The sequence below is a fragment of the Verrucosispora sp. CNZ293 genome, assembly GCF_002754655.1.
In genome coordinates this window covers 2,706,601-2,722,229 of the sequence record NZ_PEFR01000001.1, presented here as the reverse complement: position 1 = coordinate 2,722,229, position 15,629 = coordinate 2,706,601, and the positions used below count along the sequence as shown (strand labels likewise).

8 protein-coding genes are annotated in these 15,629 nt (G+C 66.3%); 3 read left to right on the top strand and 5 right to left on the bottom strand.

All coding sequences use genetic code 11. The annotated features are described in order from the left end of the window. Positions 1 to 33: 33 nt before the first annotated feature. Both CLT74_RS12360 and wecB read right to left on the bottom strand, forming a co-directional pair. Positions 34 to 3,147 (bottom strand): M14 family metallopeptidase, encoded by a 3,114-nt coding sequence (locus CLT74_RS12360; protein WP_099846658.1) that lies wholly within the window; start codon positions 3,145 to 3,147, stop codon positions 34 to 36. Positions 3,148 to 3,337: 190 nt separating this feature from the next. Beyond that, a complete protein-coding gene (gene wecB, locus CLT74_RS12355; RefSeq protein WP_486582276.1) occupies positions 3,338 to 4,471 on the bottom strand; it encodes a non-hydrolyzing UDP-N-acetylglucosamine 2-epimerase in 1,134 nt (377 codons plus the stop codon). Here wecB and CLT74_RS12350 point away from each other — a divergent pair. Further along, the gene (locus tag CLT74_RS12350; RefSeq protein WP_143697144.1) at positions 4,466 to 6,766 is read left to right on the top strand and encodes a bi-domain-containing oxidoreductase; all 2,301 of its coding nucleotides are present in this window, start codon (positions 4,466 to 4,468) and stop codon (positions 6,764 to 6,766) included. The genes wecB and CLT74_RS12350 overlap by 6 nt on opposite strands. Before the next feature lie 98 nt (positions 6,767 to 6,864). Here CLT74_RS12350 and CLT74_RS12345 read toward each other — a convergent pair whose 3' ends face one another. Then, positions 6,865 to 7,962 carry a glycosyltransferase family 4 protein gene (locus tag CLT74_RS12345; protein WP_486582275.1) on the bottom strand — a complete coding sequence of 366 codons (1,098 nt, stop codon included), beginning with the start codon at positions 7,960 to 7,962 and terminating at the stop codon, positions 6,865 to 6,867. Positions 7,963 to 8,036: 74 nt separating this feature from the next. Then, on the bottom strand, positions 8,037 to 10,019 hold the full coding sequence (locus CLT74_RS12340; protein ID WP_158240244.1) for a heparinase II/III domain-containing protein: 1,983 nt from the start codon (positions 10,017 to 10,019) through the stop codon (positions 8,037 to 8,039). Between the two features lie 628 nt (positions 10,020 to 10,647). Between CLT74_RS12340 and CLT74_RS12335 the strand changes: the two genes are divergently transcribed. Together CLT74_RS12335 and CLT74_RS12330 are read left to right on the top strand one after the other, a co-directional pair. After that, positions 10,648 to 11,931: a hypothetical protein gene (locus CLT74_RS12335; RefSeq protein ID WP_143697143.1), complete on the top strand. Its 1,284-nt coding sequence runs from the start codon at positions 10,648 to 10,650 to the stop codon at positions 11,929 to 11,931. A gap of 45 nt (positions 11,932 to 11,976) precedes the next feature. Further along, complete coding sequence (locus tag CLT74_RS12330) at positions 11,977 to 14,175, top strand: acyltransferase family protein (protein WP_486582274.1); 2,199 nt, start codon at positions 11,977 to 11,979, stop codon at positions 14,173 to 14,175. A 256-nt stretch (positions 14,176 to 14,431) separates the two neighbouring features. On the opposite strand, the gene CLT74_RS12325 is transcribed toward CLT74_RS12330, so the two are convergent. Beyond that, entirely contained in the window at positions 14,432 to 15,628 is a 1,197-nt protein-coding gene (locus CLT74_RS12325; protein WP_099846651.1) for a glycosyltransferase family 4 protein, read from the bottom strand. Position 15,629: the final 1 nt, after the last annotated feature.

The following is a 15,629-nucleotide window of genomic DNA, read 5'->3' as shown; positions in this document are numbered from 1 at the left end:
GTGTCCCGACCGCCGGCGCGCCTTGGACCGCCGCTACCGCCGCGGTCGGCCCGTCAGATGGTTCAGCGACCGGGCGACCAGCTCGTCCCGGGCCGCCGGAGCCAACCCCTCCAGCCCGAAGCCGAGGTAGACGGTGTCCCGGGTGACCACCGCCGAACCTTCCTCGAACGCCTGCTGGCTGCGCGACCAGTCGTTGGCCGCCGGAGCGGACCCGGCTGGCGGGCCGGCCACCGTCCAGCCACCGAGGTCCGTCTCGAACGACGTCTCGGCGACGGTGGCCCCGTCGACCACGACCCGGGTGTCGTCGACGAACAGGCCGAGACCCTGGGTGGCCCAGTCGCTGGCGTAGGTGATGGAGACCTCCACCTGCCGGTCCGCGTACCCGGACAGGTCGGCCACGAACTCCTTCCAGCCGTTCGAGGTGCCGGTCGCCGCGTGCCACTGGCCGGTGCTGCCGGTCGGTGAACAGTCCGCGCCCTGGTAGTGGGCGAGGAACGGGTGCAGCTGGGCCACCCAGCCGGAGGCGCAGCTCTCCCCGGTCTCCTGGGTGGTCAGGCCCCCGGCGTCCGGCAGCGTGGTCCAGTTGTCGGTGCCCACCTCCCGTGCCTCGACGAACATGAAGTCCCAGTTCGTCTCGATGTCGAACGAGGTGAAGAAGCGCAGTTCAGCGCTGCTCGCCCCGGTCAGGTCCACCGTCCGGGTCAACCGCTTGTACGCCTCGTCGGACTGCCCGCTGAACAGGTACCAGTCGCCCGTACGCGGATCGAACGGTGCGCCACCCGGGCGCCCCCAGCCCACCGGAGCGGAGCTGGTGAACTGCGGGAACTGCGTCGGCGGCAGGAAACTCGACGTGGTCAGGAACGACCCGGTGTGGTCCTGGTTGCCCGCCGAGCCCTTGGCGTTGAGCGTCCCGGCGAAGCCGGCGAACGCACCGGCATCACCCTGGACCGGGTACGGCTGCCCGTCTGGTGAGGTGCCACCGTCGCTCACATAGTTGTACGCACCCAGCCAGTACTGCTGGAAGTCGTTGAGCATGGGCAGGCAGTTCGGGTCGGCGGCGTCGGTGCACTCCGGCGGGGCATCCGGCAGGTAACCGTACGAACCGTTGGCCGCCTGGGCGTAGAGCGCGTACTTGCCGCTGACCAGCAGCTTGCCGCCCTCGTTGAGGTAGTCCCGGACGGACAGCTCGATGTCCACCGCCGCCTTCGCCACCGTGCCCGGCACCTGGCCCGGTTCGCGCAGGATGATGTCGTCGCCGGTCTCCCACACCACCGCCCGGTAGTGCGACAGCACGCCCAGATGGTGCGGGGCGGTACGCCCCATCGCGTCGAAGTCGTACACGTCGCTGCTGCGCCCGGCCGCCTTCAACGAGGCGGAGATCTCGTCGGCGTACTTCGCGGTGGTGGTGTCCTGGACCGGGCTCAGCCCGGTGACGTCCTCCACGGCCAGCACCAGCACGTCCCCACCGATGTCGTGATGCACCCGGTAGGTGAAGCGCTCGCTGCTGACCTTGCCCCGGCCCGGCCTGGACGCGGTGAACCAGACCTGCACCCGGTCGCCCGGCCGGGCGCCGGTGACCTTGCCGCGCAGCTCGGCGTAGTAGTCGTCGTGGGTGTCGCCGTAACGTTCACCCCCGCGCCACTCGCGGACCATTGTGGACTTCGCCCGGCCCCCGTTGATCGTCCAGTTCAGCTTGACGTTCTTCAGCGACCGGCGGGTGATCGCGGCGACCTGCTGGGTCCGGCCGTACGACACGTCGAAGGCGTCGACCACGAAGTCCGGGGTGCTGCGGCCGACCACCGAGACCGGATCGTCCGGCTGGTGCGCCGACTTCGCCACCGACAGCGCGAACGGAATGTTCTTGGCCACCTCGGCGGCGATCAGCTTCTCGTCGTCAGGGAAGGTGAAGATGCTGACGCAGTCCTCCGGCCGCCACTGGTCGTCCGGGTCCGACTCGGCCGCCGCCTGACAGGTGGACATCTCCGGAGTGAAGCCCAGCGTGCCGTAGCGCACCGTGGCGTGGCTGTCCGTGTCGCCGTTCGTGGTGTAGAGCTCGGCGGAGATGTCCGGGTCGTAGCCGGGTACCGCGGGATTGGCGTCGTCGCCGGCCAGCGCCTCGTAGATCACATCGTCCGGGGTCGGCGTGGCCACCTGCCAGCCGACGCCGTACAGCAGCAACTGCGCGGCCGAGTGGTAGTTGACGAAGAACTTGAACTTGAGCCGCTTGAACAACCCGTCGAGCGCCTTCGTCTCCGGCTCCGAGTTGGGGCCGGGTCCGCGATAGGTGTCGCTGCCCGGGTCCGGCGAGGAACCCTCGTTGTCGTAGCCCCACTTGTAGCTGAAGTTGCGGTTCAGGTCGACGCCGTCGACCCCGGTGATCTGGCCGTCGCCGTTGTTGTCGCGCAGGTTCTTGCGCCACAGCCGGTTGCCGGGGGTGAAGGTGTGGTCGTAGCCGTCCGGGTTGAGCACCGGGATGAACCACAACTCGGTGGTGTCCACCAGTCGGGTGATCTCCCGATCCGAGCTGTAACCGGTGAGCACGTGGTGCATCAACCGGCGGGTCATCTCCGGCGTGATCCACTCCCGCGCGTGCTGGGTGCCGCCATAGAGCACCGCCGGCCGCTTGCCGTCCTTCATGTTCTTCGCGTTCTTGGTGACCTTGATGGCGAGGATCGGCTTGCCCTGGGCCGACCGACCGATGGTCTGCACCTTCGTCAGCTTCGGATAGCGGGCCGCCGTCGCGGTGATCTCGTCGCGGATGCCACCGGGCTCGCTGTAGGACCGGAAAGCCCGCCAGCCCGCCGCGCCCTGCTCCCGCAGCACCTGCGAGGCGTCCTTGCCGCGTACCTTCTTGACCTTGAGATCGACGCCCTTACGGGCCAACCGGTCGGCCTCGCCCCGGCTGAGCACCGTTTCGATCTCCGTCTTGCCGGACTGGTCGGGCGTCGCGCCGTGCCCGAGGTCGACACCGGCCTCCCGCAACTGGTGCAACTGCGCGGAATCGACAGTGCCGACGTACACCTCCAAGCTGTCTCGACCGTCGCGGCCGCCCGGATCGGACGGTGGCCGTGCGCTCGCCGGTGCGGTCAGCACCAGCGCACCGACCAGAGTGAACACGCCGGCGATGGCCAGCGGTGTGCGCCTCATCCTGCCTCCTGTTGTGAAGGACCTGTGAGCGGAAGCCTGCTGTCGGTGCACATCGATGTCAATGCCCGGCCTTTGGCGGCGGGCTTTCCTACCCGGGATCCATATCGGGACCAAGTTCGACCGAGGCCGCTTCGGTTGTTCAGAAGCGTCGTCCAACTGAATTCATGATGGTGATCGATGCTGAACTCGGTTATCGGAGCAGCTCGGTGAGGACGTCGGCGATTCGTTCGCCGGCGGCGCCGTCCCACAGCGGCGGAGTGCGCCGTGAGGCGGGCGGGCCAGCGGCGATCGTGTTCGCTACCGTGTCGGCCAGGGCGGCCTGGGTGACCAGGCGGTTGGTGCCGTGGGTGATGGTGATCGGCCGCTCGGTGTTGGGTCGAAGCGTCAGGCAGGGAATCCCGAGCATTGTCGTCTCCTCCTGCACACCGCCGGAGTCGGTGACGACAGCGACGGCACCGCGTACCAACCCGAGAAACTCGAGATAGCCAAGTGGTTCGACAACGCGTAGGGCACGGTGCGAGAGCAACCCTGCGTCCTCGAGGTGGCGTCGGCCGCGTGGATGCAGTGGCAGGATGACCGGGATCTGGTCGGCGACGGCGTGCATCGCCTTCACTAGTCCGATCACGTCCGCCGCATCGTCGACGTTGGCAGGCCGGTGCAGCGTCGCCACCAGGTAGTTCTCGGGAAGCGCCAGTGCCGTGCGGATTCCGGTGACGTCGAAACGGTCGAGGTTGGCCAGCAACGTGTCGATCATCGGATTGCCGACCAGGTGGATCTTCTCTGCGGCGATACCCTCGTTGCCCAGATGCGCCACCGCGTCGTGGCTTGTGGCGAAAAGCAGGTCCGACACGTGGTCGACGACGATCCGGTTGATCTCCTCGGGCATGCTCCGGTCGAAGCTGCGCAGGCCAGCCTCCACATGAGCAACTGGTATACCCAACTTCGCCGACACGAGGGCTGCGGCAAGTGCAGAATTCACGTCGCCGTAGACAACGGTGACTGCCGGTGCTGTTTCCGTCATGATTGTTTCCAGCCCGGTCATGGCATCTGCGGTCTGCCGAGCGTGGCTTCCTGAGCCCACACCGAGGTTGATGTCCGGCTCGGGCAGGCCGAGTTGTCGGAAGAAGACCTCGGACATCCGCTCGTCATAGTGCTGTCCGGTGTGTACCAGGCGTTGGTTGACACCTCGCTGGTCAAGCGCTCGGATTACCGGTGCTGCTTTCGGGAAGTTCGGGCGTGCGCCGGTTACATGCAGGACGGCAGCGGCTGACATGAGGCTCCTTGTTGATTCGTCGTCGATCGACGAGGCGCGCCAATCGTGCAAGTTGACGAGTTTAATGCACCGTGCCTCGATAGAATCGCGATTGACGGGTGCGGCGCGGTTGTGCGACCCCGACGGATTGCACCGCGTACGCGATTCTTTTTCTACTTCCTAAGGCAGGCGCGCCCCGTGAAGCAGATTGTTCAGTCCGTGTCCGGCGGCGAAGTCAGGGTCGTCGAGGTCCCGCAGCCCGAGCCTGGCCCCACCGAGGTGCTCGTCGCCACCCGCCGATCCCTTCTCTCGGCGGGAACCGAACGCGCCGTGCGGGAACTCGCCTCGGCGGGCCTGCTGCGCAAGGCCCGGGCGCGCCCGGATCTGGTCCGGCAGGTCATCAACAGAGCACGCACCACGGGAGTCCGCTCGACCGTGGCGGCAGTGCGCAGCCGGCTCGACGAGGACATGCCGCTCGGGTACAGCGCAGCCGGTGTCGTGGTCGCTGCTGGCATGGCGACCGATGGCATCCGGCCGGGTATGCGGGTGGCGACCGCCTCGGCGGGGCACGCCGAGTACCAGGCTGTGCCGGGTCTACTCGCGGTACCCGTTCCGGAAGACGTGTCGGATCAGGCGGCCGCGTTCGGCGCGGTTGCGGCGATCGCGTTGCAGGGGCTGCGACAGGCCGAGGTGGGTTTGGGTGGCTCGATCGCGGTGGTCGGCCTGGGGCTGGTCGGGCAGCTGACGGTCCGCCTGGCACTCGCCTCTGGGCTGAACGTCATCGGTATCGACCTGCGCGAGTGGACTGCCGAGTTGGCCCAGGGTGCTGGGGCGGTCGGGCTGGTCGAGGCTGGTGAGGCCACGACCGAGCGCGTCATGGAGTTGACCCGCGGCCGTGGCGTCGACGCGATCCTGGTCACGGCGGCGACACCGTCCTCGACGCCGATCGCGCGGAGCACCGAGATCGCCCGTGACCGCGCCCGGCTGGTCGTGGTCGGCGATGTCGGCCTGGAGCTTGACCGCCGGCAGTTCTACGAGCGCGAGCTCGACCTGCGGTTCGCCCGTAGCTACGGGCCCGGCCGCTACGACCGGGCTTACGAGGAATGGGGCATCGACTACCCGGTCGGCCATGTGCGTTGGACAGCTCGGCGCAACGTCGAGGCGTATCTCGATCTGGTGGCCGGGGGTCGTATCGCGGTGGACGACCTGATCACGCATGTCTTCGCGGTCGAGCAGGCGACGGAGGCGTACGAGGTGCTGGCCGCCGAACCGCGCTCGCTCGCGGTGCAGCTCAGTTACGCAGCGCCGGCGAAATCATGCCGCCAGGCGATCGCGATCCGTCCGCGCCACGGCTCGTCGCGATTCCGGGCAGGGTTGATCGGAGCCGGGAACTACGCCAAGGCAACCTTCCTGCCGGCACTGAAAGCGGCGGGCTGGGGGGACGACCTGGCCGCCATCACCACTGCCAAGGGACTCACGGCGCGTCATGCTGCCGAACGCAACGGCATCGCCCTCGTGCTACCGACGGCCGAGGAACTGGTGAACTGTGCCGATGTCGACGTGGTGTTCATCCTGAGCCGCCACGATTCCCACGCCCGCCTGGTTGCGCAGGCACTGGATGCCGGCAAGCACGTGTTCGTGGAGAAACCGCTGGCGCTCACCCAGGACGAACTCGACGAGGTCACGGCCGCCTACCACCGCAACTCAGGCCATCTGTTCGTCGGCTTCAACCGCAGGCAGGCACCGATGGTGGTGCGGTCCAAGCAGGTGCTGGCGACCGGTTCCGGGCCACTGACCGTCTCCTACCGAATCAACGCCGGGCCGCTGCCCGACTCGCACTGGTACCACGATCGGCTTCAGGGCGGTCGCATCCGTGGCGAGGTGTGTCACTTCATCGACCTCGCCTCGTGGCTCGTGGGCGCACAACCCGACGTTGTTCACGCGTACGGGAGCGGCCGCGGCGAGCCGGGACTGGAGGAGGACGTGAGCGTACTGCTCGGATACCGTGACGGGTCCACGGCAACCATCACGTACTGCACCCGGGGTAACCAACGAACCCCCAAGGAGCGTGTGGAGGTCCTCGGTCGCGGCCACACGATCGTTATCGATGACTTTCGCACTCTGGAAGTCGACGGCCGGGTGATGCGACGGGTACCTGCCGGCAAGGGACATCACGAGCAGCTCGTCCGGGTACGCGCGGCGATCGCGGGCAACGGTTCTGACGAGCCTGATCTCGCAGCGTCGATCGGCACGACGAAGGCCGCGCTGTCGGTGGTGGCCGCCCTGGCTGGCGTACGGCTGAACTCGTCGAACCTGCCGATCCAGGCCGAAGCCGTTACCAGCGTGAGCGCCGGATCCAGCTTGTAGATGTGGTGCCACGGGCGGTGCCGCAGGCGGACCTGAGTGGTGGTGCTCAGGCTCCCGCCTGCGGCGGCCACGATCTCATGCATCCGGCGGGACGGAAGTCAGGGCGTGACGTCGACCAGCGGAGCGAGCAGGTGCTCGAGCGCATGGGACATCGCGGCGCGCGACTGGTTCTCGCGAATCCAGCGCCGGCCGGCCGCGCCCATCTTCGCCAGGTCGTCCGGGTTCGCCCGCACCATCTGGGCGAGTCCGTGAGCGAGTTGGTTCGGCGGGGTCATGTACCCGGCGTCGGCACCCATGACGAGGTCGCCGACGGTTCCCGGGCTGTTGGTGAGTATCGGCAGCCCGGCGGCCAGGTAGTCGAATACCTTGTTGGGGCTGACCCCGCCCCGGAAAAGTTCGACGTCGGCGAGCACGTGCACCCCGATGTCCGCAGCGTGGAGAAGGTCCGGGACCTCGATCTTCGGTACGGGATCGAGGAATCGGACGTTGCGAACGCCGTCGGCCGCCGCCTGTAGACGTGGCTTCTCGACACCTGACCCCACCAGTACTACGTCGATCTCCGGCACCGCTCGGGCCGCATCCAGAAGCAGGTCGAGGCCGTTGGCCGGGCCGTGTGCGCCCGCGTAGACAGCGGTGCGACGAGTGAATCCGTACCGCCGCCGCAGTGTGTCCCGGTCGGCGCTGGGCATGAAGTCGTCCGGGTCTGCTGCGTTGGGGATGAACGCAATCTTCTCTGCGGGCACACCCTTGCCCTCAATTGCTGCCCGTACCCCGGGAGCCATGATCACTACACGGTCGGCGTGACCGTACAGGAATCGTTCCAGCCGCTCCAGAGCCCGATACGCCACGGACCTTTTCGAGAGTGTTCCCATGTCGACGAGTACTTGGGGCCACAGATCCCGGATCTCCAGGACGAATGGCTTGCGCCGAAGTGTCGCTACGAGCCAGCCGGAGAGTCCGGCGAGCAGATGCGGCGAGGACGCGTACACCACATCAGGCCGAGGCTGCCGCAGGCCGGCGATTGTGGCCGTCACCGCGTAGCTGGCCCAATTCAGCACCCGGCCAAGTCCGTTGCCCCGATACGGGGTCACGGCGACCGGATGGAAACCCGGCTCCGCCCGCTGCGGCGCCCCGGTGACCAGGTTGCGGCGGCTCGCGATGATTACGTAAGTGAATCCGGACAGCCGGCTGAACAACTCGACGTGCCTGGTGCCACCCGGATAGCCCGGCGGCACGGCGAAGTGGTTGAGGACGAGCACTCTGCGGATTGTCATCGGAGTGCCCGTACACGATGGGTTTTCCGCGAGGCGAGTTCGGTAACGGCGAGTTCGGCGCCGGCCCGGCTCCAGGTCACCTCGAATCGGAAACCGTCGAGTGTGTTTGACTCGGGCGGGGGCCCAGGTATTGTGCCGAGCCCCCAGACAGCGGTGTCATCTCGGCTTTCGGCAATGATCCATGTCGCCGGCTCCCAGTGTCCATACGTGCGGCTGTGCCACCCGGCGAAGGGCGCTGCCTGACCTCGTATCGTGGTGTAGCCGTCCAGCCCGAAAAGGCTGACCTTGCATTCGCCGTTGACGAGCGTGTCCGCCTCCACCCTCGTCTCTGGATGCAGCGGGATCGTCAACGACCAGGACTCGGCCGCCGGCCGGTCGGCGAACTCAACCACCGCCAGGTACTGGTCAGTCAGCATCACGGCGCGCCCCACCCGCACCGGGCGCTCGCCGCGGTCGTACGCGTCGTGCCAGCCGAAGACAATGGTGTGGTCCGGTAGGACGAGCTGTGCTCCGAGGTACCCACGGCCGGTGTTGAGCCAGCGGAACGCGCGGTGCGGCTCGAGCTGGTCCCGCCCGTCCGGTCGGCGCACCGAGTGGGCGGCGCAGGTGCGTAGCCCATTGCGTACCTCCAGCGGACCGTTGTAGGTACCCGTGCCCGGGTCTGCGACCAGCCACCGGCCGCTGTGTTTGATCCAGACCGACGTCAGGTCGGCGTGACCATGTGAGGGACCGCCGTCGACCTTGAACCAAGCTCGCCACGGCCCTCGCTCGATCAGCGCGATGCCTCCCGAGGTCGTTGAGGCGGATCGGGCATAGCTGACGGGCTTCGGCTCGTCCGGGGCGAACTGCGGCGCTGGCGGGAGGGCATACCAGGCCAGTTCGTCGAAGCGGGCGTACCAGCTGGTTGGTAGCCGCGCGCCGCATAGCGCGAGACCGAGTGCGGTCGAGCCGGCCACGTCGAGCGCGTCGCCGGAGGAGGCGAGCACACGCCCCTCGTCCCAGTCGCCGTACTGAGGCATGTCGCCGTCGAACACGCCGAGCCGAGCTAGGTGCATGCTGGCCGCGTGAAGGTCACGGTGTACGGCGGCCGGGGCCTCACCGAGTAGCACTCTCACAATGAGCATCTCGAGGACGAATCGGTGGTACGAGAGTGAATCTTCAATCATCCGGCCGTCGGGCGCGATGTGCCGGCGTTGCTGGGCCGTGAACATCCATTCGCCGGTCCGCGCCCACCATCGGGCACCCGGAGCGGCGGGAAACATGCGCGACAGCAGGATCAGGCCGAGGGCGTCGCCGAGCATGTGGTTGTTGCGCATACTGCTCAATGTGTAGGGCAGTTCGAGCATCAGATGCCGAGCGCTGGCCAGCAGCATCCGCTCCATCGCGATCACCACGTCGCTGGGAAGCCGCTCGCCGACCAGCGTCAGGATCTGGTTCCAACCGATGGCGCGCAGTGCGAGTTCCAGACTGGAGTACCAGTTCACTCCTTGCTCTGGCGTGGACTGCTCGCACCAGGACCGCAGCAGAACGGCGAGTCCGTCCAACCACGGTCCAGCCGGTTCGATTCGAGCCGCACGCGCCAGGACGACCAGGTCGCGGTGCCGTGCCGCCTCCCAGACGTACTTCACATCTGACAGACGCATCTCGGACCTAATGTCGATCCGCCACCACGGATCGCCGGTCGGCCACTGCCGCCCGGTCAGCGGATCAGTGGACCAGGGTGCCGACAAGCCCGTCTGCACCCGGAGGCCGAAGACGCGCGGCCCTTCGCTCACCACGGTAGTGGCATCCTTCAGGCACCGCCACGCGACCTCGTCGTCGATGGGCCGCAGTTTGGTCAGCGGCACCCGTGTGGCCGGGAAGTGCCGGTCAGTCTCGCCACGGAACAGGAAGGCGTGGAACCCGCTGCGCTTGGATGCCTCGTATGCCACGCGTACTGGCGTCGAGATCCCCAGTGCACGCATATCCGCAGCGATCACGCGTAGGGCGGGCCTCATTGGCACCTACCCCTGATGCTTGGCGACTGCATCGGACACATGATCAAGTTGCGTGTCATTCGGTTGGCATAGCCCTTCGGCTTGGACGGATCAGTTGCGTCATCGTATGAACGTCGCCGCCCGCACAACGGTTACGTTCCGATCGCCGCTGCGCTCTGCCGATAGCGCGCGTCTCCAGCGCCTTCGTCAGTCGAGAAAGCCAGCCGTGACCTCGTCCGATGCCGGCTCGTTAACGGTTAGCTGACCCTCGCCCCGCGTGCGGGGCGAGGCTCAATGGTGAAGCGTACTCAGATTGGTGCATATGAGCTTACTGCGCAATCTCGGTTTCAGGGTCCCGGTCGACTTCCATCTGATACGAATCTGTATAGGCGTTGCCGCATGCAGTAAATCTGGAGGTGTCGCGAGTGGACTCAATCGTTCCCGTCCAGGGGCACGCGTGTGAGCGTGGGCCCTTGTGACCGCCTTCGAAGCGGTTGCGGGTGCCCGGCGGTCGCCTGTTGGCGGTAGCGTCGCGCCTATCCCAAGCGCCTCACGTCCGCTTCAGGGGCAAGCCCGGCCAGCGGCGTCGGTCCCTGGTAGGCCGGGCTCGAAGGCGATGATGTGGCTACCGATGCTGCTAGCGCTGGCCTGGCTGCTCGGCACGTTCAGCGCCTTCTGGCTGACAGGCCTGGCGAGCCGCGTCGAGAACCCGTTTCAGCTTTCCGTCTTCGTATTCGCCGCGACCGGACTGTTCGTCGTCGGGTACGCGGCGCAGATCTCACGGCGGCCGCCCGCGCCGGTCACGGTTTCTCACTCGCTCGATCGCAGAAGGCTGGTACGCCAACTGATCCTGGTCAGTGCGGCTTACTACACCGCGTTAAGCCTGACGAGATTGGTCGAGTTCGGTGCCACGGGCCCGCAGAGCTTGTGGGCGAGCATTCGGTCGCCGGCCACCGGCTATTTGAACAAGTTCGACGTTTCACTGCAGAGCGCTGGCCAGGCGAGTTCCTGGTTGCAGCTCCTGCTTCTGTTCGGCGTCCTCAGTACGGCCCTCGTGCCGTTGCTGGTGGTCCACTGGGCCGGGCTCTCGAAAGGGTTGCGAATCGCTGGCGTGGTCGGGATATCCCTGCACATCGCGTTCTACATGTTCATCGGGACGCTCAAGGGCCTTGGTGACGTCGTCATCATGCTTGCTGCGGGAAGCCTAATCGCCTTCGCGGCGACGCGACGGCGATCGCGAGCCACCTCCCGCCGGCGTCGAGTGATGATTCTCGTCGCTGGGGCGGTCATCCTCTTCCTCGCCTACATGATCCACAGTCACGGAACGCGCGCGACTGAGTTCGGTACGGCAAACGCTCTGGTGCAGGTGAATCCTACTGTCGAACGCATGGTGGGGCCGGCGATGGCCGAAGGCATTGCCGACGTGGTTGGTTATCCCACCCATGGCTATCTCGGGCTCTCCTACAACCTGCAAGTTCCATTCGAGTGGTCGAGGGGTCTCGGTAGTTCCCCGACTGCCGCGAGCTTCGCCGAGACGGCCGTCGGAGCGGACCTGTCGGAGAGTCCTCCATACCCTGACCGGACGGAGTCTCAGGAGGGTTGGCCAGCGCGAATGTACTGGGCCACCATCTATCCGTGGCTCGCCTCGGACCTCACGTTTCCGGGTGCGGCGTTGTTCATGGGCCTAGTCGGCTGGTTGTTGGCCGGCACTTGGCGTGCCGCCGTGTCGTCTCGGCGAGTGCTGCCGACACTTATCTTCGCGCAGCTGTGCATCCTCATCGTCTATGTGCCCGCGAACAATCAGCTAGGGATGGCACCGGAGTCCACCATCGGCATGGCCACGTTGCTCACGATGTACGTGGCGCAGTCGCTCTTCGGCGCCCGAGATCAGGGCCTTCATCAGCGACAGCATTGAGCCTCAGGCGATGTACGTAGCATCCAACACAGGAAAGTCCTTTACGTGGCAAACTCGGCGATCCCATCAGATATGTGGACACAAGCACGATCCACCGCGCCCAGCTCATCCAGGTTCGGACCACCACGATCACAAACGCCGCCCAAGTCGCATATCGACCGCTCCTTCCGCGGCGACATCGAGGGCATGCGAGCCGTTGCTGTGCTACTCGTGCTCCTCGGCCATGCCGGGCTGCCGCTCTTGCCTGGCGGGTTTGCTGGAGTGGATGTGTTCTTTGTGATTTCGGGCTTCCTCATCACGGGGTTGTTGCTTGAGCAACTCGACCGTGACGGGCGAATCTCACTCGCAGAGTTCTATGCGCGGCGAGCGAAACGTCTGCTACCTGCCGCCGCGACAGTCCTCCTCGCGACGTTACTGCTGACATACTTCGTTCTACCGCGTGGTCGCTGGTCCATGACCGCCTGGGACGTGATCGCCAGCGCGTGCTACGCGATGAACTGGCGCATGGCCGCACAGTCCGTCGACTACCTTGCCGCCAACTCGGCACCTAGCATCGCCCAGCACTTCTGGTCCCTCGCCGTGGAAGAGCAGTTCTACCTGGTCTGGCCGTTGCTGCTAATCGTGCTCGGGCTCCTGGCCCGCCGGCGGGGACGACGAGGTAGTCGGGCCCTCTATCTGGCCGGACTGGCGTTAATTGCAGTCCCCTCGTTCGGGTGGGCGCTGTACACCACTCCGACTGACCCATCCTCGTATTACGCGACCACGACCCGCATGTGGGAGCTCGCGCTCGGCGGTGCCGTCGCCGTCGCTGCGGGTTGGTTGAGCCGAACTCCACGTCCTGCAGCGGCCATCTTTTCCTGGCTCGGACTGATCGCCGTCGGTGTATCCGCTGTGCTGATCGACTCCGTGGCTGGCTTCCCGGGCTATTCCGCGCTCGGCCCCACCGTCGGCACAGCCGCGGTGATCGCCTTCGGCGTGGCAGCCGGCCGCGCTGGTCCCGGAGTCTTGCTGGACAGGCGACCGCTGCGCTACATCGGCGCAGTCTCTTATTCGCTGTACCTGTGGCACTGGCCGCTGCTGATCGCTGCCCAAGCCCATTTTGGTGACCTCAGCGTCGGTATGGCGCTGGTGGTTGTTGCCGCCTCAGCGATTCCTGCTGTGCTCACCTACCACTTCATCGAGAATCCGGTCCGCCGGTCGCGTGATCTCGCCGAATGGCCGTTCAAAGCACTTCGAGTCGGTGCCTTCTGCACCGGCATCGCTGTCCTTGCCGGGCTGGCATTTCATCTCATCATCCCGCCGACGACAGGACCGGCGCCGGCGGCGGTGATGGGTCAGGCACCCGGAGCCACTGGGCCAGCCACCCCGGTGGGCCCTCCGGGCGCTGCGGCTCTCGGTTCGTCGCCCCGCGATAGCCAGGCCGGCATTCCGGTTGACGAGGTCGAGTCGATCACTCCCGATCCTGTGTCGGCAAAGCGGGACGCGCCGTGGCTACAAGGCAGCTGCCATGTGGAACTCACGTCCTCAACTCCAAACGGATGCGTCTACGGGAGTCCGGACGCGGAGATCAACCTTGTGCTCGTCGGTGACTCGCACGCAGACCACTGGGTTCCCGCCATGCGAGGGATGGTAGAGAATAACGGCTGGCGACTAACTGTCCATTCGAAGTCCGGCTGTCCCTTTCTTGCCGCCGAGGTATCCCTGAACGACCGGCCCTACGCGGCCTGCACCAAGTGGAACAAGGACCTCCGGGCAGAGTTGCTCGGACCGAACCGTCCGGACCTTCTGATAACAACCCACGCCGAGTACCCGCTCGTGGATGAACCAGCCGCAGACCGTCGGTCTGCCAGGGTGCGCGAGTTGCGCGAGACATGGGCAGAGATGATCGAGGGGGGTGTTCAGGTCGTTGTCCTACGCGACACTCCGCTGCATCTGGAGGACATCGCGGAGTGTGTGTCCGAGAACGTGGATCGCCTGACCAGGTGCGCCACGCCCCGCGACGAAGCGGAGAATCGCGGCGGTGGTCCTGTTCAGGAGGAGGCGGCCCGGGGCTCAACCGGCGTCCGTATGATCAGCTTGAACGACTGGATCTGCCCAGCGGAACGCTGCGCTCCCGTCATCGGGGGCATCCTTGTCTTCCGCGATGCCCATCACCTGACCGCCACGTACTCGGCGTCTTTGGCGGTCAGGCTGACGGCCGCGATGAAACCAATCATCGCTGGTCTGAACCCCGCACCCCGTTAGCTTGATCTTCAACCACTGGGTTCCGCCGAGATGTTGGCATCCCGTGAATACGGTGCCTACAGGCTGCTGACCGATGGCCCTGGATGATGCTCGTGGCCTACCTCACGCCGCCGGCGTCCAATCGCCACCATGACGAACACCAAAGGACAAGCAAGTCCTAAGCGGAGCTGCCAGGTGGGTAGGGCCCATTGGCCGAGCTCAAGGCGCCACCGGCGACCGCAACCTCGCTGCCGCGCACGCTCGCTGACGCACGGACTCAGCCCCATTGCCGGAAGAAGCTACCGATCGGCTCGGCCCAGGCCCGGTAGTCGAACGATTCGAGCGCGCGACTCCGCGCGGCCTGTCGCATGAGGCTCCGCTGGGCACCGTCCAGGCGTACTGCCACGCGGAGCGCCTCGATGACCCCGTCCAAGGTGTGATCACGGCAGACCAACCCCTCGAGGCCGTGGTGCAGGTACCTTGCCATGTCGCTGGTCAGGTTTGCGATCACCGGCGTCCCACTGGCCAGGCTCTCACAGAACTTCGTCGAGAAACCTGCGTCGGCGGCCCGTTCCGGCCGTCGGACGAGAACCGTGAAGTCAGCCTCCTGTAGTACGGTCGCCACCTTCGACTGCGGCAGCCGGCCCAGGCACCGCACTCCGGCGGGCAACGGCCGACCGTCGCCTATTTGGCCCACCTCGTCCAGGGATGGCCCGTAGATTCGCAGCTCTATCTGAGCGCCCTCGCGTTCGACACGTCCCACCGCCTCGACGACGGTGCTTAGGAGGTCCTTTCTGTTGCCGTGCGGGTTCCCGGCGTAAGCGAGCACCAGGGGAACGGAGTCCCCTATTGAATTCCTGGCGTCCAGGGAGAGGCTCTTCACGTCCAGGGTCGGTGGTACCCGCAGCAGAGGCTTGCCGGCTGAGCGGTAGTGCCCCTCCAGGAAGGAGCTGATCACGATGATGCCGTCACAGCGAGGGTAGTAGTAGTGGAGGGCCAGCTTCATGCTCGCGTGCAGCGGGCCGAGGAAGCCGCCACGGACATGGTGCCCGTTGAACCAATCGACGACATCGACGATCAGCGGCACTTTGTTGCGATGACACCATCGTTGAAGGTGGAACATGTATTGTGCTTGGCCGCCGTGTACCAGCACATGGCTGGGCCTGGTCGGTTGGGCGTCCAACCACTGGGCGGTGCGCCAGCCCCATCGCAGCAAGGTCTGCACCGAGCTACGGACGGCCCCGGCCGCAGGCGCTGGCCTCTCCGCCAGGCCAACGTAGGAAACTGATCCTGAACCGTCGATGCCGGACAGTGTGATCGCTGTGCGTGGCTCGGGACCACCACCGGCGACGACCACGGTGTGACCGGCGGCAGCCAGGGAAGCAACCAGGCCGTAAACCCGTCGCGAACCCGCCTCGCCCCACGGGAAAAGAAACGGGCCCACGCAGGCGATCCATTTTGAAGGACGCTTCATG